We start from the raw sequence: 20258 nt of genomic DNA, 5'->3' as shown, positions 1-20258 counted from the left end.
CAAAAACTGTCATAGGAGCCCGAGCAGTCCGCCCTACCACCGGCTTCCTTTCCACAACCTCGCCAGCTTTAACACAACCCAGCCGGCCATCGTCACCACCATCATATCGAAGCTGACATTAAAGAGGAATAAATGCTTGCCCATATCCGCCCGTCCGTCACCCAAAATCGGGACCATGAAAGCAAATATCCCGATCAGCCCCGGCAGCATCAGCAGCTCGGAGACGGCGCGGCCGCGGCGGTCGGACGCCCGGAACCATTCAAAAACCGCTCCTGCGTAATAAAGCAGATAAAAGATGCCGAGGAATGCCAGCGTATTCGGAATCCCCTCTGTCTTGAAGCGGCTCCAGCCGCTGTACGTGGAGGTGAGCGCGCCGCGCGGTTTGCCTTCCGCTTTTTCATAGTTTCCAAGATAAGAAGGCCGGATAGACATACTATTACTTGCCGCATACTCCATATTGCCGATCAGACGTGCCGGATGCTTCAGGTAAAACAGCAGCACATCTTTATGAGAAATCCGGTCGTAGAAGTCGGGTCCCAGCGACGGGTCATTTTGCGGAATGGCGGTTCCGGCTTCAAAATAATTGGTTCCGGCCAGCACCTCCAGGCGCTCCGGCAGCCCAAGCTCCTTCAGGTCCGCTTTAACATCGGGCGAGTCGTAAAGCACGCCGTAAAAAATCGTCTGATACAAATTGATGTGCTTCAAATCCTTTGGCGCGGTCACATACATCAGAACCGACACCACAAAAGCCGCCGCAGCAAACGACAGCGCCAGCTTCCGCCAGCGTCTGCCCTCATACACATAAGCAAGCCGCCAAAACATCAGCGCAAACAAAATGCCTACCGGAGAGTTCTGGATTTTGGACATCACCAGAAACAGCACCGATACAAAAAACAGGACGAGCAGCCGTACGGGCGCCTCCTCCCGGCCGAACAAGGAAGTTCCTCCTCCCAGCCCGCTGCCAAACGAATAGGAACGCGAGTTTCCCTCAGCGCCCCCGGCAGACAGCAGCCGCAGCCCAAGCGCAAAGGTCAGCAGCATGAAAACCAGCGAGACCGGTTCTCCGAATAAGGAATTGAAGTAGGCCAGATAACCGATGTCATAAAAAACGAACAGCATCACCGCGGCTGTCAGCAGACCGGCCGCGGCTGAGCCGCGGGAAACGGATTTTACGGCAAGCCATGTGGCCGCCAGCAAAAGCAGCGCGTACACGACACCAAGCATCCGGATATCAAAATAGCTGCCGTGCACAAGGCCGCCGAGCAGGCGCGGAATCAGCACCAAAAAAATTTGCGACGAAGGGTAAAATCCCCGGAACAGATCGTCATAAGCAAACTGCGAATGACTGAACGCGAAAAAGCGGTCTTCATAGCTCTCCGCCGCATCATAATAATTCAACCCGATCGTATTCATCATGCGCAGAAAATCACCGTTGTCCGCAACGCCGACAAACGGGCCGAACAGGAGAAGAAGCGCGGCGATGATCACTCCGGCCAGCAGGGCGATGTTTTCGGGTTTGAGCAGTTTCTTCATGATTTCTCTCCTTTAACGAGGCCGCTGCTTGTTTCAGCCCGGGCTAGCGCCCCGGCAGCAGCTTGACGTATTCATCGGACAATCCCATCAGCTTCAGCACGTAATCGTAATCGCCCCGGTATTTTGCAAAGTCCTGCACCGGCTCCAGCGTCCGGATCGACACGGCTTCGCCGTCTTCGAATCCTTTTCCGGGCACAAACAGAATTTCGTCGTTGAAAAAAGAGCCCGTAGGCAGATAATACCGCATCCCCGCAACGTTGCGGTCGACGTTCAGCAGGTCCTGGCCATAGGCGTTAAATCCGCTGTCTCTCAGCGGAATGCCAAGGAGATTCGCCAGCGTCGGCATCATGTCGAGTTGGCCTCCCGTACGCTCTACGGTCTTCCCGGCCGTCATACCCGGCGCGTGGATAATCAGCGGAATATTAAACCGGCTGATCCGCGAATCGTAGCGGATACCGAGGGCCGAATGTACCTCTTCAGGGTCGACATGCTGCGGCTGGAGACCAAAATGGTCGCCGTAAATCATAACAACCGTTTCGTCCCATAAGCCTTCCGCCTTAAGCCGCTCGACAAACGTGCCGATGGCATAATCGGCATAGTTCACAGCCGCCAGGTAATCGCCGAGCATCGTGTCCTGCATGCTGTCAGGCACCGTAATTTTGCGGAAGCGGTCCGGCACTTTAAACGGATGGTGGCTGGATGCCGTAACAAATTGGGCGTAAAAAGGCGTTCCTTTTGCTTTCAGCTCCGCCAGCTTCTCCGCCCCGGTCAAAAACAGCTGTTCGTCCGATGCGCCAAACGCGTTAAATTCATCGTTTTGGAAATTCGGTTTGTCGTAGTAGCCGTTAAAGCCAAGCGCCGGATACAGCTCGTTGCGGTTCCAGAAGCCCGCTTTGTTGACATGAAATGTATACGCTTCGTATCCTCGGTCCCGCAGCAGCCGGGGAAGGCTCGGGAGCTGCCGGTCGCCGAATCCGGTGGACATTGCCTGGGTTCCAATCGGGTACACCGACGTATTGCTCATGAACTCGGCGTCCGACGTATTGCCCGGACCAATCTGCTGGAATACATGCGGGAAATAAAACCCGCCCGAAGCCAGGCTGTTCAGGACAGGCGTAATTTCCTGGCCGTCCAGCTTCTGGAACAGCGGGAAATTTTGCAGCGCCTCCACCTGGATGACGATAACGTTTTTGCCTGCCTGGGAACCAAAATAAGCGGGCGCCGCGCCGGGGTTATTCCGGTACCCGTAGGAGTCCTGCAGGGCGGCGGTCTCCCGGATCACTTCATTAATATCGCCCGTGCCCACGAGATCGCTGTCCGCACGGTCCTTCAGCACAGCGGCAACTTCATAGTTAATAAAGCCTGCACTCTCCGCCTGAACCAGTTCGTTCGTAATGTCCCGTGCGGCCCGCACCGAATAAGCCGACAGCGTCAGCCCGCCAAGGATAAAGACGAGGACGGCCACCAGGTGGGCGCGTCCGGCAAACCGCGGCTCGGAGACCCTTCCCCGGTATTCCCGTTCCCGTCTCCGCTGCAGCACCACAAGCGCCGGGAGAAGTAAAAGAAAATCGGCAAAAAACAAAAAATCGATCCAAAGCACGGTCGATTCCACGCTTTCCTTCACCTGGAACACCTGGTTCAGTTCGGCCAGCGCATGATACGTCGGCACGGAACCGAAATGGTTAAAATAAACCGCAGAAGCGAACATAATCAGGGAAAACAGCAGATTATATCCCCAATAGGCGGCGGTCTTCGCTTTTCCCGGCACAACCGCCGCCAATATGCCTATGATGGCCAGCGCCGGAGCGGCATCGGCTGCGACCCATTCCCAGGCGATCCGGTCGAAGAACAGATAACGCAGCAGCAGCAGCTTAAGCACGAGCACAGTTGAAACCGCGTAAAAATGCACCCGCGCCTTTCTTTTGATTGAGCTGTTCATGACTACCCCTCTTTGTATATAGTTGTTAAACGAATATTAACGATTCGTATAGTATAACAATTCTTGTTTTTTTGAGCAAAGAGGGGATGTGCCGCCGTGCGGCGGCAGGTCACGGCGTTATAGTGAGGGCCGCGGTACGGCGGCGGGTGAGAGCGTGCGGGGGCGAGCCGCCGTACCGCGGCGGGTGACATTGTTGGCGAGGGGAGGGCCGCCGTGCGGCGGCAGGTCACAGCGGTATAGTGAGAGCCGCGGTGCATGCGGCGGGAAACTGCAAGCGTGTGAGTTGGGGGCGAGAAGACTGACGGTGCCAGTAGGGCACAGCGGTTGGCTTTGCTCAGTCGGATGCTGTATGGCCCGAAGGGTACGGCAGTGCGGTTTTTGCACGAGCAAACTGCCATAAGGCCCGAGAGATCACAGCTGTGCGGGTTTTGCACGAGCAAACTGCCATAAGGCCCGAGAAATCACAGCTGTGCGAGCTTTCCGACCAAGCAGCCGTGCGGCCTCTAGAAGTCACAGCGGTGCGAGTTTTGCCCGCCCCAGCAGCCGGCGCAGAGAACGGTCCGCTTCCCGCAGCACAATCGCCTTGTCGATCGTCCGGGTGATTCCGCGCTCCATGACTACCGTTCCGTCGATGATCGTTGTCTCTACATCGGCGCTTGTTGCGGAGTAGACGATACGTGAGATGGGATCGGCGTCAAAAGAGGGGAAGGTATGGAACTGGTTCAGGTTCAGCACAGCCAGATCCGCTTTTTTGCCGACTTCCAGACTGCCGATCTGGTCCTCCATGCCAACCGCCCTCGCACCGCCGATTGTAGCCATCCGGAACACGGTTTTTGCGTCCATCGCCGCCGGGCCGTGCACCGGTTTTTGAATGAGAGCGGCCAATCTCATTTCACTGAACATATCCAAATGATTGTTGCAGGGCGCTCCGTCCGCTCCCAGGCTGAGCGAGACCTGGTGTTCATGAATCAGGCTGTTTGTCTCCGCTACACCCGAAGCCAGCTTGAGGTTGGAGCCGGGACAATGGCTGACATGCACGCGCCGCTCCCGCAAAATCCGTTTTTCCTCTTCATCCAGCCAAACGCAGTGAGCAAGAATCAGACGGTCATTGGCAAGGCCCAGGTGATCAAGGTACACGATATTACGCATCCCTGTCATTTCCTGAACGAGCGCGATTTCCCCGAGATTTTCGGAGGCGTGGGTATGCACTTTGACCCCGTAGCGTGCGGATAAATCGCGCACTTCTTCTAGCAGCGGCTCCGTGCAGGAGATCACAAACCGGGGCGAAAACGCGTATTGAACTCGCCCGTTCCCGTACCCGTGCCATTTTTCTAGCAGATCGACGCTGGCCTGCAGGGAAGAAGCGGTCTTCTCCTGCAGCGCGGCCGGAACGTCGTCTCCAGACCGGTCCATCATCACTTTGCCGGACAGCGCCCGGATTCTGCTCTCCGCAATCGCCTGAAAAGCATAATCGGTATGATGCACCGTCTCCATATCCACAATGGTAGTTGTTCCGCCGGAGATCAGTTCTCCGATGCCAAGCAAAGCGGAATAATACACCGATTCTCCGTCATGCGCCGCCTCCAGCGGCCAAATCCGTTTGCGCAGCCAATCCATCAGCTCCAGATCATCCGCCTGTCCGCGGAAGAGGGTCTGGCACAAATGGATGTGTGTCTGGATAAAACCGGGGATGACGGTCCGTCCGGTTGCGTCCATCACGCTTTCCCCTTCCCGCGGCAGCAGAGCGGAACCGATTTCCACGATTTCACCGCCGTCAATCCGCAGATCTCCTTGAATAATTTCCTCGCGTGCGTTCATTGTGATCAGCTGGGCATTTTTAATCAGCAGTCCGGCCATGGCCGATTCCTCCCTTTCAGCGCGGTCTCTGCGGGCTTGTGGCTCCCCCTGCAGGATGAACTGGATGTACTAACTGTACTAACGGAGCACGCAAAAAAAGCCACAAAAACAAGCCGAAGCTTATTTCGTAGCCAGAAATTTACGGTTTCTTGTAGAGACCCTTAATCCGATTATTAAGGATATACGAAAGGAATGCGTATTTAATTGGAATGGATTAATTTTATGAGGAAGACATGCCTAATGTCAATAAAATTTACACAATCCCCTTTATAAATAAACAAACACCTAAGAAAACCTGCTCAAACCTTTAGATCACGTCATGTTAAGTGACATAATCAACAAATGTCTTCGACTGCCGCTGTTGCAGTTGAACTAACTGGAACGAATCCTCTCCAGCGACAGACCCGCAGCGGAGCGGATTACCACCGAACGCGATACCGAGGTCTTTCCGGACCCAGAGGACGTTATTTCTGAAATTCTTGGGCTTTTGGTATGCCTTGCGGACTCCAGATCCGTTATTCGTACCAAAAACATCCAAATGATGAATTTTCCTCGTAAATAAGGGAATCTGAGTCCGTCTCTTTGCCAAAACACGGAAAAATCAGCAAATAGGGTCCCCTGAGTCCGTAAGAAAGTCATAGGGGAGGTCAATGTTGAGTTGCTACAAAAGTCCTCCAAAGTTTAGATAACCGAGACGGTGTTCCGGCAGGGAATGTTGCTGTAACGTAGAGTTACATACCTTTCTTGTTCGAATGGTTGGTCGCACTACCGTGATCCCTAACAAGTGAGGTGTTTTTTGACAATACAAGTAAATTTATTGAATTTCTCTTACTCGCTCAAGGGTCTAAGCCATTTTTCTAGCTGTGAAAGTTGAGTTATTAACAAAGCTTGTTCTCAATCTGTTTTAGAAAGGCAACAGGGTCTCTGCGGAAGCGTCTGCATTTCGTAGTTTCGTCTAGCCGCTTCGTCCATCGACGAGCACAACAAACTCACCACAGCTGAGAATATGTTCGTTCGCACTGCGGCGTCCCGTTGTTCGACGGTGTTTTGTTTTGGTTTGACGAAAAAAACGTTCATGGTCAATTTTTTTGCAGGCTAGGTTTATTGGCTGGTCAGCACTTTTTCAAATACCGGAAAAGGCGCCGTACGCCCCGGGAATCGGATTTCACCACGCAGCTCATATCCAAGACTGGTATAGAGTGACAGCGCCTTATGATTCTTCGCATACGTATCCAGACGGATCGTATCATAGCCCTCGGAACGCGCCTTCTGCTCCGTAAAGGCGATCAGCCGCCGGGCAATTCCCCGCCCTTGAAACTTCGGATGCACCGCCAGACGGTGCATGATCAGATGACGGCCTTCCTGGCGGGACCATTCCACCGCCTCGTATTCCTCGCTGGCGAACTCGTCCAATGTAAGCAGGCCGGCAACTTCGCCTTCCTCCTCGCACACATAGAGGACGCCTTCCTCCAGATCCAACGTCATCAGCTCCAGATTCGGGTAGCTTTCATTCCATTGGTCGCTGCCTTCCGCCTGCATCAAAGCTACGCAACTGCGGATCAATTCCATTCCCGGCTCCAAATCTTCTCTCCGGGCCGGGCGAATCCCGTTCTCCATTTCCGCCTCTCCTCTCTTCCTCATCCCATGTTCTCGTGTGGTACAAAAGAGGCGTTTCCTCTTCAGTTTTCCCAGAGAAAGAGTATAGGACACCGCCGACAAATGCGTCAACTTCCATTGCCTTCCGGCGGCTAGGAGTTGTATCACGTAAGGAGGCTCAACAGGAGAGAAAAGACTGAAGTAAGGGGAGAGCGGGCACGAAAGGGGAAAAAGCCGGATGGCGTCAGCGCCATCCGGCAGGTTAAGCTTCTATTAGGTGCCACTAGGTGCTTCTAGGTGCCACTAGGTGCCTCTAGCTGTTCCTAGCTGTTCCTAGCTGTTCCTAGCTATCCCTAGCTGCTTCTCGGTGCTTCTAGTTACTTCTAGCACTTCTATGTTTCTTCGCTCCTCCAGCGGCTTCTAACCGTTTAAGCTTCAGCGGAAATCAAGCTTGTGTCCGTCCTCGAAACCCTTCGCGAAACCCGCGTCGAACCCCACGTTGTATGCTTCGGTGTAGCCCTGCTGATAGGCGTCTGCCGGGGGGGTTTCCGGCGAGACGCCCGGTTCCGGGGGGAGCGGAATCACCTCCGGCGCGGGAGGTGCCGGAACAGGCACGGCAACGGCTACCGGAACGGGCGGCGGCGCAATCGTCCGGAGGCGGCGCGAATGCAGCCGCCGGATGCGTCTCCGCCGGCGGAGCGCGGTACTTCCGGTACGGCGTCTTCCTCTGCCCGCGTACAGGCGGCGTGCTCTGCGGAGCCCCGTTTTCCGGGCTTTGACCCGGCGCAGTCTGGTCGTCCGCAGCTTCGCCTTGCGTGCGACAAGCGCTCTGCGCCGCCGGGCGGGACCGGCGTGGCCCGCGGTTTTGCGGCTGGTTTTTTTCATTTCGGATTCCCTCCATTACTTCCTATGTGGGGCGGCATAATCAACCCGGTTTGAAGCCACGGCGCGGCTGGGACCCCCCGTTTCTGACGGTGAAGCGAGATACCCGACATCATCCGGCACATGGCGCTCTGGTATTCGCTTAAGATCCGGATGTTGTCGCACAGCTTGCGGGCAACCGGCTCGGAATGGCCGGTCACCTCAGCGATACTCTCGAGAATGTTTGCCAGGGCGGCCTGGCTGCGCGCAATCGAACGGATCATCTCCAGCTTGACGGCTTGCTCCGAGACGGGTCCGCCGTTCATTTTTCCTCGTCTCCGAATCCGAAGCCGCCATCCATTCCGCCAAAATCGCCGCTGTCCTCCGCATCCTCCGGCGGGGCCAGCACGGCTTTCAGGTTGCTGCACAATCCGTTTTCCAGCTTCGTTAGCCCTTCCAGCAATTCCACAATCTGTTCGTGGATGCCGATCGTCTCCTTCAGCTGATCCTCGTGGGACTCGAACGCTCTGGGATGGATATGATGATGCGTCCAATCCTTGACTTTTTCCGCCTCAACCGCCTTGGCCTCCAGAATCATCGCAATGTTCCACTGGAGGACGGCCGTCGATTCGAGCATCTGCAAAAACGCTTTTTCCCTGCTCATCCTCCGCCTCCCGTAATGCCGCTATTCTTCATCCGTGCCATTCATTTCCTTGATAACCCTGCCTACCTGGTCGGCCAAAGCTTCTTCCAGATCGGCGATCGCGTTCAGGTAAGCAATAATATTTTTGTTCACCTGGCCCGCGCTTTCAATCAGTCCGGCGCTGTCTCCGAAATCGGGGTCTTCCGCCGGCAGATCATGGACAATTTGCGCCATACGCACAGCCACATGGCGTTCTGCATCAAGAATGCGCGCCATCTGCTCGTGGGTATGGGCCATGTGCTGCAGTACTTTGGTGATTTGATTTTGCATGCCGGTTGCTCCTTTGCCAAAACGCCTTGCGGATTGCCTAAACGCCCTGCTACAGCATATGCCAGGGATCTCAAATGGGTTCGCGTCATGGCGGGCGCAAACTGCCAAAATTGCTGCAAGAAGGAAAGTTTTGCTCTTGGCGGAAGCAGCCAAATAAACAAGCCATAGATGGCATTACGATTCTTTAAAGTTATGCGCGGCTTCCATCCCGTATGTAAAAAGACAGCCCAGCCTTGGCGGTAATCCGCCGGCGGGACTGCCGGTTCAACAAAAAAACGATGGCCGGATGATCTGCAGGTCATTCTCCAGCAGGAGACGGTCCGGTTAGAACAGCGGATCGTTCAGCTTTTCGCCTGCCTCACGAAGCGATTGGAAGGTGCCCGCGTCGCTCCACCAGTCTTTTAACACATCATAGCTCAGTCTGCCTTTGGCAGCGTACAGATTATTGACATCCGTTATTTCCAGCTCGCCCCGCTTTGACGGCGACAAGGTACGGATCAGATCGAACACGGCCGTATCGTACATATAAATACCGGTTACGGCATATTCCGTCCGCGGCCGCTCTGGTTTCTCCTCGATCATGGTAATTCTTGCCGGATCAGCCGGGTCAAAGACCGGCACGCCGTATCGCCGCGCGTCGTCCACCGGCTTCAGCAGCACCTTAGCCGTGCCGGCGGGCTGACGGCCGAACTGCTCGGCGTAAGGCTTCAGATCGTCGGTGAACAGGTTATCTCCGAGCAGAACCACAAACCGTTCCCCTGCGGGGATATAGCTCTCCGCCAGCTGCAGCGCTTCGGCGATGCCGCCGGCGGCTTCCTGCACACGATAGGTCAGCGAAACGCCATAGGCGGCCCCGCTGCCCAAAAAATCGGTATACAGGCCGGCGGAATGCTTACCGATCACCAGCAGGATATCGGTGATTCCCGCCCGGCGCAGCCGGTCGATCCCATAGAGAATCATCGGATATTTGCCGACGGGAAGCAGATGCTTATTCAGCAGGCGGGTCAGCGGATAGAGCCGGGTGCCGGTGCCGCCCGCCAGTATAACTCCTCTCATCCTCTCTCCTCCTTCACTTGGTCTCAAGGCTCGCCTTACATGAACAGAGACGGGTCCGTCTGCCACTTTTCAATGAACTTGCGCCGGTTCCGGTCCACCAGTTCGGCAAGCGTCTCCCGGTACAGTGCCCGGAACCCCGCGCTGCCTTCATGATGTACAAGGCAATCTCCGGCGATCAGCAGCCGGTATCCCGCAATCCGGGCGCGAAGGCAATAATCATCGTCTTCGTAATGCCCCGGCGCAAACCGTTCATCCAGGAAACCGACCGTACGCAGCAGCTCCCTCCGCAAAAGAAAACACAATCCCACCAGCCGGGGCGAGACCTGCCATTTCGACGGATCGGAAGGACTGGCGGGAAGACGGCGGAACGCTTCCAGCTGATGAGGCACGTCCTCTACCCGCTGCCTGCCGCTCGCGTAATTCGTGACCGGCCCGACGATGCCGATATCCGGCTCGCTGTAAAGCGCCCGCTTCAGCTTATCGAGCCAGCCGGGGGAGACCGTCACATCGTTGTTCAGCAGCAGCAGCTCGCCGCCGCATGCAAGCTGCATACCGAGGTTGCAAGCGGCCGGAAACCCCGCATTGACAGGGAGGGAGACCAGGCGCAGCCCCTGATCGCGGCAGTACCGGTCTGTACCGTCGGCAGAAGCATTGTCGACTACAATGATCTCGTACCTGCCGCCGGTATGCGACCGAATGGCATTTACGCATTCGGACAGCAGCCCAAGCGCGTTATGCGTCGGAATAATGATGCTGGTCATGGTATTCATAAAGCATTCCTCCAGGCCGCAAGCTCCGGCCGGCGGCTGCCCGGCTCGAGCAGCCTGCCGCCGCTTGCCTGAATCGCTTCCGCCAGGGCTTCGGCATGATCGCCCGCGATCAGCCGGGACACGGTATTGTCCTCGCCGGTGTTCCCGGTCCGTTTGCGGTTGCGGGCGAGCACATCCACCGTGTGAACGGCTTCCACCCGCAGGCCTGCGAGCATGGCGGCCGCCTGGGCCTTCGGCGGAACGGCCAGCACGGCAGAGCCAAGCTTCCGCACGGCGCGGCGCGACAAGGCATGCGGGACGGCCGTCATGGAAGCCGCACCGAGGTCCGTCCGGCCAAGCGCCATGTTCAGGAACTGCTTGCAGCGGGTAACGCCGTCGGAGGCGGCAAACGGAGGCAGCAGCGGATCGATCCGGTTCAGGGCGACGTCCATGCCCCGGTCAACCGCCGTGACGAAGGGAACAAGCGAAGCAGCCGGGATCGCGATGTCGCCGTCAAGAAACAGGATGATGTCGCCCCGGCTCAGCTTCGCGCCGATTCCCCGTCCCACATCGTGGCCTGCCGGCTCGGGAAGCTGAATCACGGTTGCTCCGCGCACGTTTTTTGCCGCCTCGAAGCTGCCGTCCGTACAGCCATTCAGTACCACGATCAATTCCTCGGGCTGCAGCCGGCCGGCCTCCCGCAGCACGGCCGGAAGGGTCCCTTCCTCGTTTCTGGCGCAGACCACTACAGACAGCGTGCCTTTCCTGCTCCCGGGAACCATGACCTCTCCGATTGTCCCCGCCCGCCGGAGCCGCGTTCCCGCCGGACCCTGCCCCCGTCTCCCTGATCCGGCGGCGGACAGGCGTTTCCCGCCCGAATAGCCCGAAGCGGTCCGCCGGGCTGTCCTTTGAGCCGGCCGGCTGGCCCGCTTCGGACCGGTCTTCAGCCCGCCGGCCGGTCTCCCCCGGGTTCTCGCCCGCTTTTTCATGGCACCCACTCCCTTCTGCGTCCTCCGTCGTGAAATCCCGCCCGCGGTCCTTTGGCTTCGCACAGCAGCGCTATGGCGCGAAGATGGTCGGAGACGATAACCCCGCTGAGCGGATCGGTGCCGCGTGTTTTGCGTCTTGGCGCGTTCATGCCGCCGACGGGTACATGCGAGACCGCCTCTACGCGCAGTCCGGCCAGCACCGCCTTCGCTTGGGCGACCGGCGGCGAACACAGAGCCTCGCTGCCAATAGCGGCCAGCGCCCGGCGGCTGATCGCATGAGGCACAGCGGTCATTGAGCTGCCGGCCAGCTCAGGCCTGCCAAGCAGCAGATTCAGCGTATGCTTGGACAGTACAACCGGATGGGGAACCCTCCGGCCGACCGGGCCGCTATAGTCATTAAGCGCGACGTCAACTCCCCGCTCCACCGCTCGGACGAACGGCTGCAGCCGCCGGGCTGGGAGCGGAAGGTCCCCGTCCGTGAACAGCAGGATGCCGCCTTTAGCTGCTTCGGCTCCGATACTGCGTCCCACATCGTGTCCGAGCGGCCGATCCAGCAGGATCACACGCGCTCCGCAAGCTGCGGCGACCTCCGCCGTCCGGTCAGCGGAGCCGTTGACGACAACAATCACTTCCGTCCGCGGATGAACTGCCCGGGCGCCGGAAATGACCGCCGCGATGGTGCGTTCTTCATTCATAGCCGGAATCACGACCGACACAAGCGGATCGGGATGCGCGGGCGCCGGAGACGGCGTCCGGACAAGGGATACGTTCCGCCGCGCCGGTACGCGGGCGGCTGCAGGCCGTTTTGTCTTCAAGCTCATCCACCTTCCTGCCGGATCCTGCCCGGCTGCAGGGTTACATGACAGACTATGTCCTCCGGAGGATTCCGGCGACGGCCAACGCCCGAAGGCGCGGGCGGCGCGGGAAGAATGGTTACACGCCTGGTTTAGCAGGACTAGCGCGCTATGCCGGCTGTTTTTTATCACGTAAAAAAAGCAAAGCGCCCCCTGAAGGATGCTTCGCCTTCCCATGTGCCCGCAGCTCTTAAGCTGCGCTTAAATTCTCCATAAGCAAAAGGCCCGGCGAGCCGCCGGGCCTTACCATGCGAAATGACGGGACAACGGCGGAACTATGCCGTTATCGGAGGGCTCAACGGTATGTCCGTTCGTCACTCCGGGTCCAAATTCATGTCCCATTTTATTTTTTTGTACAGGAAAGAGCTGCCGCTCATCAAGCTAAACATGGCGTTATGGAACATGTATTTCTGAATGGATTTGGATTCAAAGTAATACAGCCCCGCGGAATAACCCACAAAAAACTCCTCCCAGCTGCCGTAGCTCTGCTGGGCCATCCGGGCGGCAGCCAGCCGGTAATCCCATAATTCTTGGGCACCGATCCACTTTTCCGTGAAGGCGACCCGGCTCAAAGCGATGGCCCAAGCCGCACCGTACCCCGAAACGTTGCCGGAGGGCAGCTGATACAGACAAGTATTCACTACCTCCAATTTTTTGAACTCGGGGTCGTTTTCACGCTTCGATTCCATGTAACGGGCCCTCGCTTCCTCGGAAAGCGCAAACAGGCGTGCATGAAGTATACGGTAAGGCAGATAAGTATCAGGATTCAGCAATGTTTGTATGGAGCTGACGGCGTCTTCCGCTTTTTTAAGCTCCCATTTCTTAAGGATTTGATGATGTTGACGCCTGCGCAGGAGCAGATCATCCGATTTAACCTCATAAGTTACGTAATAATTCCCTGTTCCCCCAAAAAAACAGCTGGAGGAGAGGCAGCGAAAATACGGCTCAAGCTGTTTCCGCTGGCGTATTTTATAATCGATGGACACCGCGATTTCCTCCGGTTATCAGGTTAGCATTCGAAGGGTTGCCCTTAAGGCTCTCCATGTATTTTTTATCAGTTTATAAACGAACAGCAGCATTAAAATAAAGTATACATACCACCAGTTTCCAGACTTGGGCATCATCAGAATAACCGCTCCCATAAACAAGGCGGGCCAGTTCAAATAAAGAAGCAGCATCAGCGCCTCCATCAGGATAAATCTCCGGTTGGCCGCTCTCATTTTGGGTACCAAATTATTATGCTTCTGAGAGTGGAGGTGCCGGTTCCGCAAACCAAACATCAGCGAATAAAATTTGAAATGGGCTTGGGGAGGATCGATCTTTTGACTTTGGGTATTCACTTCCCATGCCGCTTCAAGTTCGCCCCTCCCGATCCGGGCTTCCAACGCCAGCGTCAGCGCATCTTGCGATCCCGGGTTTATCCGGAGGAGCGTATCGGCAGCCTCCAATGCTTCGCCGTATTGCTTCCGGTCCAGCAGCAGCCTTCCTTTAAGCAAATAAACTTCGCCCCACTCAGGTTTCAGCGCCGCCGTACGGTTCAAATGCTCCAGCGCCGCTTCCGTTTTGCCAATCAACATCGCCGCTTTGGCCAGCATCAAATGCAGGTCGGGATCGTCTTGGAACAGGCCGTACGCCCGGGTTAACCAGACCTCCGCCTTCTCCGGTTGCCCGTCCATCAACAGGGTTTGTCCCTCCTGTCTGTATTCCAGATACGCTTCAATGTCGAAGTCCAAATCCCGGTTCCGGAAACAGTCGTACCCCATGGCACACACGCCGTCCACTTCAGCGATAACAAAGTCCATAAGCTCCGGACCGTATTTTTCCCGCAGCTCCTCTGCATTCTCCTTCAGTTCAAACAGCGTATCCAGCGTACCCCAGACCTCCAACGGCAGGAAGCTGTGTTCGTACAGGAAGTTGGCTGTCGCATCCCTTCTGCGCGCTCCCAGCTCGACGTCCCACATAAAGTCTTCTTGCGTCAGAGCGTTCCATGCCTCCGGCTCAATCCGAAGATTAAAGTCCTCATAGATTTCATGGAGCCGGTCCAGCAGCTGTTCGATTGGATGCCGTGCCGGAGCCGGCCTGTCGTCTACGTACTCCGTTCGCGGTTCCCCATACGCTGCCGTCTCGCGCCGCACCTCAGCGTCCCAGAGGGTTACCGGTACGGGCTCACGCGGCGCCTCTTGCTCACGCACAGCTTCCAGCTCGGGCTCACGGTGCGCCTCCGGTTCACGCACAGCTTCCGGCTCGGGCTCACGGTGCGCCTCTTGCTCACGCACAGCTTCCAGCTCGGACTCACGAAGCGATTCCTGCTCCCGCGCGGCTTCCGGCTCGGACTCACGAAGCGGTTCCTGCTCCCGCAGGGCTTGCGGCTCTAGCTCACGGCGCATCTCCTGTCCGCGCGCAGCTTCCGGCCCAGGCCCATGGGTTGCCTCTAGCTTCTGCATTGTTCCATTTCCGGGTTCCGGCGGAACCCGGTCCATATCGCGGGCTTCCGGCGCAGCGGTTATGCCCGCGCCCGCTTGAGGATTACCGGCGGGCTCCCTCGTCTGCCGTTTGCTCCGGTCCGCCTGCTTCATCGCCGCATCGTACGTTTCCCGCAGACGCTGGTATCCTTCGGCATCGTCTTCGGGATGATAAATTTTGAGCTGTTTGGCATACGCCTTCCGGATCAGCGAAGCATCCCGCGTCGGCTCGATCCCGAGCATTTCCCAACGGATCATGTAAAGTAATTCCACCCTTCCAGTTGTTCAAGCCGCTGCGTGTATTCCTTTACCGCTTTTTGTATAATCCGGTCGTCCTGCGTTTCCAGTGCTGCCTCGAACGCTGTCAGACAGCGGGCGATGTATTCCCTGTCCTCCCCAAGCGATTCCTCAAACAGCCGTTCGCCGCGGGCAACCAGCAGCCGGTTTTCGGCACGGTCGCGGGGATGAATTTTGAGATCGGCCAGCTGCCGGAGTCGCTCGTCGATTTCTTCTTTGGTCATCGTATTTTGGTGCTGTTCGATAACCAGGCGCTGCTTTTCTCCTGTCTGTACACTGGTCACTTCCACTTCAAGAATTCCGTTAATGTCATAAGTGTATCTGATGTCAATTTTCTGCTCGCCCGCGGGAGCCGGCGGCACCTTGATCGTGATTTCGCCCAGCTTCAAGTTGTTCTCCACCCGGCGGCTTTCTCCCTGATAAATGTCCACGTTCACTTGTTTTTGTTTATCAAAAGCCGTCTGGACCCGTTCAACCCTGCTTACCGGGATCGGTGTGTTCCGTTCGATAATCGGAAAATATTGAACGCCAATTACCTGTCCGTTTTCATTGCGGGTTAAGACATCCGTCCCCAATGTATACGGGCAGACATCCGTCAGAACAATCTCATCCAATGCCTGGTCGCGCTGTTTCAGCGCAGCCTGGATTGCCGCACCAAGCGCAACCGTTTCATCGGGATTGATGGTGACATAAGGAATTTGGCCAAACATCCGGCCGACCGTATGTTTCACCAGCGGCATCCGGGTTGCTCCGCCGATCATAACAATGCCGTCCAGTTCGGACGGCTTTAGCCCCGCATCATGCAGAGCCCGTTCCACCGGCCGGCGCAGCCGGACAAGCAGCGGCTGGGCCAATTGCTCCCACGTCGTTTTATCGATCCGCAGACTGTATTCCTTGCCATCCGAAACGATGGTCATGTCCGCTGCCGTCTCCGCACCAAGCGACCGTTTACACTGCTCAGCCTGTTTACTAAGAACCGAGCGCATTTTGTGATCGAGACTTTCCAGAGCAATCCCGGTGCGCTCCGTAAAATGAGACACCAGCAGCTCCGTGAAATCCTCTCCGCCCAAAAAGTTGTCGCCTGCGATAGACTTCACCTCCATAACGCCCTCAAACCGCTCCAGAATCGAGACGTCAAAGGTGCCGCCGCCGAGGTCAAATACGAGAAAACGCGTTTCTTCCTCCTCCTGGTGCAGGCCGTACGCCAGCGCTGCGGCTGTAGGTTCGCTGATCAGACGCTCCACCTTGAGACCCGCCAGTTCAGCCGCCTGCTTTGTCGCCTTGCGCTGAGTGTCGTTAAAATAAGCCGGGACGCTGATTACGGCTTCCTCAACCGGCTGGCCCAGATAGGCTTCCGCATCGGACTTTAATGTTTTCAGGATAAAAGAAGATAACTCCGTCGGAGAAAAGCTGTACCGTCCCAGGCTGTATTCTTTTTCCGTACCCATAAACCGTTTAAATGCCGCCGCAGTAAACCGGGGATGAGTGATCAGGCGTTCCCGGGCAATCGCCCCCGTCAGAATTTCGCCGGATTCATCCACGCTCACAATGGAAGGGGTTAGCGTATCGCCAAATGCATTCGGGATCAGCACAGGCCGTTCGCCATCCCAAAAAGCAACCAGACTGTTCGTTGTTCCCAAGTCGATTCCTATCATGCTCCTGTCCTTCTCTCTGTAGTGGGATAATCTCCTAATTTTATCGGAAGCCTCATTTAATTTCCACAATGCTGCATTCCTATCCGGAGTCAATACTGGCGGGGTAACCGTGCAATATGAAAAAAAAACGGCCAGGAACCCGCTCCTGCGGACCTGACCGTAACTCTAAAATCTGTGTTTATTCAAGTAGTGCTAAATTGTCCAGTCCTGGGGTCCTTCAGCCGGTGCGCCAGTCCGTACGCTGGGTGTCCCGATCGCAATCCAGGAGACCACGCCGTAGAACTGGGCGGACGGACGCAGACGAACCACCTGAATAACCGCTCCTCCGCCTTCCCGGCTTTTCAGCGAAGCATGGAAGTAAGGCTGATTGACCATGGCTACCAGCACATAGCCGGTGTGGCCAAACGGTTCATCAAAATTCACCGGAACGTCCACGCTGTCGCCCTCGCCATGGAACATAAACGCCGTCATTCCGAACTGCTGCTTGGCGGCGACACTGCCCGATGTGAGAACGGGGGCAAACTCCAGATGCCGGAGGCCAACCGCTCCCCGCTCCAGCTGTGCCGGACCCACCGCGCCTTGAGCAAGGTGGAAGCTCTGCACGCCGCCTTCTTCAATATGGCGGGACTGGATGGCAAAAGCGGAGATCGCCGCCGAGTCGACCGCTTCCTCCTGCAGGGCAGCGGGGCCGACTGATCCTGCGGCCAAATGCCGGCTCTCTACCGAACCGTCTGCCAGGTGAGCACCGGTCACTTCGCCCTCCTGCAGATGAGCGCCTCCAACGGATTGCGCTGCGAGATGCGTTCCGTCGACCGCTCCGGCCGCCAAATGACCGCTCTCGACGCTCTCCCGCGCCAGATGGATGCCGTTTACACTTCCTTCGCGTAAATGCACTCCGCCGACCGACTCCGGCGCAAGATGGGTTCCGCTCACTGAGCGGGACGCCAGATGGTCGCTATCCACCGACTCCGGCGCCAAATGCCCGCCCAGGATCGACCCGGCCCGAATGTGGCGGCTCTCCACCGCGTCATCGGTCAGATGTCGGCTTTCCACACTCCCTTCGGTCAAGTGCCGGCCTTCCACCGATTGGCCCGCCAGGTGCATGCCGTTCACGCCGCTTTCCCGCAGATGCATCCATCCGACCGAACCCGCGGCAAGATGCGTTCCGCTCACCGCTCCCGGCTCCAGATGCGCACTGCCAACCGACTCCGGTGTAAGATGTTCCCGCGTGATTGAGCCCGCCTGGATATGGCGGTTCTCCACAGCCCCATCCGCAAGATGTGCGCCGTTTACGCTGCTTGCGGTCAAGTGCCGGCTCTCCACCGATTGATCCGCCAGATGATCGCCGTTCACGCCGGCTTCCCGCAGGTGTGTGCCTCCGACCGAACCCGGCGCGAGATGCGCGCTGCTGACCGAGCCGGGTACCAGGTGGCCGCTGTCCACCGAACCCGGTGTCAGGTGCTCGCGCAGGATCGCTCCGGCCTGGATGTGGCGGCTCTCTACCGCATCATCCGTCAAGTTCCGTCCGTCTACGCTTTCTTCCGTCAGATGCCGGTTCTCCACCGACTGATCTGCCAGATGATCGCCGTTCACGCCGCCTTCCTGCAGATGTGTGCCTCCGACCGAACCCGGCGCAAGATGCGCGCTGCTGACCGAGCCCGCTACCAGGTGGCCGCTGTCCACCGAACCCGGTGTCAGGTGCCCGCCCAGGATCGCTCCGGCCTGGATGTGGCGGCTCTCCACCGCGTCATCCGTCAACTTCCGTCCGTCTACGCTCTCTTCCGTCAGATGCCGGTTCTCCACCGACTGATCTGCCAGATGATAACCGGTAATAATGTCCGGCCGCAGATGTTTTGCGCCCACCGACTCCGGCACGAGATGCGCTCCGTTTACCGAGCCTGGCACCAGATGGCCGCTGTCCACCGAACCCGGTGTGAGGTGCTCGCGCAGGATGGCCCTGGCCTGGATGTGGCGGCTCTCCACCGACTCTTCCGTCAGGTGCCGCGCCTCTACGCTTTCGTCCGTCAAATGCCGGCCTTCCACCGACTGATCCGCCAGATGACCGCCGTTCACGCTGCCTTCCTGCAGGTGTGTGCCTCCGACCGATTCCGGCGCGAGATGCGCTCCGCTTACCGAACCAGGCACCAGATGCGCGCTGTCCACGCTTTCCGGCGTCAGCTGCTCCCGTGTGATCGAGCCTTCGCGGATGTGGCGGCCCTCCACTGCGTCGTCCGTCAAATGCCGTCCATCCACGCTTCCCTCGGTCAGATGCCGGCCTTCCACCGACTGATCCGCCAAGTGCCCGCGATTCACAATGTTCTGCCGCAGATGTTTTTCATCCACCGATTCCGGCGCGAGATGCGCACCACTTACAGAACCCGGCACCAGGTGCGCGCTGTCCACACTTTCCGGTGTGAGATGCTCCAATGTGATCGAGCCTTCGCTGATGTGGCGGCTCTCCACCGCGTTATCCGTCAGGTGCCGTGCCTCTACGCTTTCGTCCGTCAAATGCCGGCCTTCCACCGACTGATCCGCCAAGTGCCCGCGATTCACAATGTTCTGCCGCAGATGTTTTTCATCCACCGATTCCGGCGCGAGATGCGCTCCGCTTACCGAACCCGGCACCAGGTGCGCGCTGTCCACGCTTTCCGGCGTCAGATGTTCCAGTGTGATTGAGCCTTCACGGATATGGCGGCTCTCCACCGCGTCGTCCGTCAAATGCCGTCCGTCCACGCTTTCCTCGGCCAGGTGCCGGCTCTCCACAGACTGATCCGCCATGTGCCAACTGTTTACAATACTCTGCCGCAGATGCATCCCGCCCACCGACTCCGGCGCGAGATGTGCGCCGGTTACCGAACCCGGTACCAGATGTGCACTGTCCACGCTCTCCGGCGTCATGTGTTCCAGTGTAATCGAGCCTTCGCGGATATGGCGGCTCTCCACCGCGTCGTCCGTCAAATGCCGTCCGTCCACGCTTTCCTCGGCCAGGTGCCGGCCTTCCACCGACTGATCTGTCAGATGACCGCCGTTCACGCTGCCTTCCTGCAGGTGTGTGCCTCCGACCGACTCCGGCGCGAGATGCGCTCCGCTTACCGAACCCGGTACCAGATGTGCACTGTCCACGCTCTCCGGCGTCAGATGTTCTCTCGTAATCGACCCCTCGCGGATGTGGCGGCTCTCCACCGACTCTTCCGTCAAGTGCCGCGCCTCTACACTTTCATCCGCCAAATGCCGGGCTTCCACCGCTTGATCTGCCAGATGTTCGCTATTGATGCCGCTTTGCCGCAGATGTTTTCCGCCTACCGATTCCGGTGCAAGGTGAGCTCCGCTGATCAAGCCTGGGGTCAGATGGGCGCTGTCGATAATCTCTGAGGCCAAATGTTCACGTGTAATCGCACTCTTCCGAATGTGGCGGCTCTCCACCACGCCATCCGCCA

General features: G+C 57.7%; 16 protein-coding genes and 1 riboswitch. All 16 genes read right to left on the bottom strand.

Features of this window, described 5'->3' with window-relative positions; translation table 11 throughout:
• Positions 1-33 precede the first annotated feature (33 nt).
• A complete protein-coding gene (gene wsfD, locus ACE6ED_RS26270; RefSeq protein WP_410830412.1) occupies positions 34-1533 on the bottom strand; it encodes a glycan biosynthesis hexose transferase WsfD in 1500 nt (499 codons plus the stop codon).
• A gap of 43 nt (positions 1534-1576) precedes the next feature.
• A complete protein-coding gene (locus tag ACE6ED_RS26265; protein WP_410830411.1) occupies positions 1577-3472 on the bottom strand; it encodes an LTA synthase family protein in 1896 nt (631 codons plus the stop codon).
• A gap of 510 nt (positions 3473-3982) precedes the next feature.
• Positions 3983-5329, bottom strand: coding sequence for a 5'-deoxyadenosine deaminase (locus ACE6ED_RS26260; protein ID WP_410830410.1), 1347 nt, complete (start codon positions 5327-5329; stop codon positions 3983-3985).
• Positions 5330-5437: 108 nt separating this feature from the next.
• Positions 5438-5536: riboswitch (purine riboswitch) on the bottom strand.
• Positions 5537-6430: 894 nt separating this feature from the next.
• The gene (locus tag ACE6ED_RS26255) at positions 6431-6946 is read right to left on the bottom strand and encodes a GNAT family N-acetyltransferase (protein WP_410830409.1); all 516 of its coding nucleotides are present in this window, start codon (positions 6944-6946) and stop codon (positions 6431-6433) included.
• 414 nt (positions 6947-7360) lie between these two features.
• Positions 7361-7810 carry a hypothetical protein gene (locus ACE6ED_RS26250; protein WP_410830408.1) on the bottom strand — a complete coding sequence of 150 codons (450 nt, stop codon included), beginning with the start codon at positions 7808-7810 and terminating at the stop codon, positions 7361-7363.
• Positions 7807-8112, bottom strand: a complete 306-nt coding sequence (locus ACE6ED_RS26245; RefSeq protein WP_410830407.1) for a hypothetical protein — start codon at positions 8110-8112, stop codon at positions 7807-7809. Before ACE6ED_RS26245 ends, ACE6ED_RS26250 begins: the two co-directional genes overlap by 4 nt.
• Positions 8109-8450: a restriction endonuclease subunit S gene (locus ACE6ED_RS26240; RefSeq protein ID WP_410830406.1), complete on the bottom strand. Its 342-nt coding sequence runs from the start codon at positions 8448-8450 to the stop codon at positions 8109-8111. The genes ACE6ED_RS26245 and ACE6ED_RS26240 overlap by 4 nt, the downstream gene beginning before the upstream one ends.
• Positions 8451-8471: 21 nt before the next feature.
• Positions 8472-8759: a nucleoside-diphosphate sugar epimerase gene (locus ACE6ED_RS26235; protein ID WP_410830405.1), complete on the bottom strand. Its 288-nt coding sequence runs from the start codon at positions 8757-8759 to the stop codon at positions 8472-8474.
• 324 nt (positions 8760-9083) lie between these two features.
• Positions 9084-9815, bottom strand: a complete 732-nt coding sequence (locus tag ACE6ED_RS26230) for a sugar phosphate nucleotidyltransferase (RefSeq protein ID WP_410830404.1) — start codon at positions 9813-9815, stop codon at positions 9084-9086.
• 35 nt (positions 9816-9850) lie between these two features.
• Positions 9851-10585, bottom strand: coding sequence for a glycosyltransferase family 2 protein (locus ACE6ED_RS26225; RefSeq protein WP_410830403.1), 735 nt, complete (start codon positions 10583-10585; stop codon positions 9851-9853).
• On the bottom strand, positions 10582-11553 hold the full coding sequence (locus tag ACE6ED_RS26220; RefSeq protein WP_410830402.1) for a glycosyltransferase family 2 protein: 972 nt from the start codon (positions 11551-11553) through the stop codon (positions 10582-10584). Before ACE6ED_RS26220 ends, ACE6ED_RS26225 begins: the two co-directional genes overlap by 4 nt.
• Positions 11550-12374: a glycosyltransferase family 2 protein gene (locus tag ACE6ED_RS26215; RefSeq protein ID WP_410830401.1), complete on the bottom strand. Its 825-nt coding sequence runs from the start codon at positions 12372-12374 to the stop codon at positions 11550-11552. The genes ACE6ED_RS26220 and ACE6ED_RS26215 overlap by 4 nt, the downstream gene beginning before the upstream one ends.
• Before the next feature lie 347 nt (positions 12375-12721).
• Complete coding sequence (locus tag ACE6ED_RS26210; protein ID WP_410830400.1) at positions 12722-13393, bottom strand: DUF1266 domain-containing protein; 672 nt, start codon at positions 13391-13393, stop codon at positions 12722-12724.
• 18 nt (positions 13394-13411) lie between these two features.
• Positions 13412-15127, bottom strand: a complete 1716-nt coding sequence (locus tag ACE6ED_RS26205) for a tetratricopeptide repeat protein (protein ID WP_410830399.1) — start codon at positions 15125-15127, stop codon at positions 13412-13414.
• Positions 15124-16821, bottom strand: a complete 1698-nt coding sequence (locus ACE6ED_RS26200; RefSeq protein ID WP_410830398.1) for a molecular chaperone HscC — start codon at positions 16819-16821, stop codon at positions 15124-15126. Before ACE6ED_RS26200 ends, ACE6ED_RS26205 begins: the two co-directional genes overlap by 4 nt.
• 192 nt (positions 16822-17013) lie before the next feature.
• The coding region (locus ACE6ED_RS26195; protein WP_410830397.1) for a WIAG-tail domain at positions 17014-20258 on the bottom strand (3245 nt) is incomplete at its 5' end.

It is taken from the genome of Paenibacillus nanchangensis, assembly GCF_046543445.1.
Taxonomy (GTDB): Bacteria; Bacillota; Bacilli; order Paenibacillales; family Paenibacillaceae; genus Paenibacillus_AQ; species Paenibacillus_AQ nanchangensis.
The sequence above is the reverse complement of the archived record's forward strand: the minus strand, read 5'-3'. Positions and strand labels throughout refer to the sequence as shown.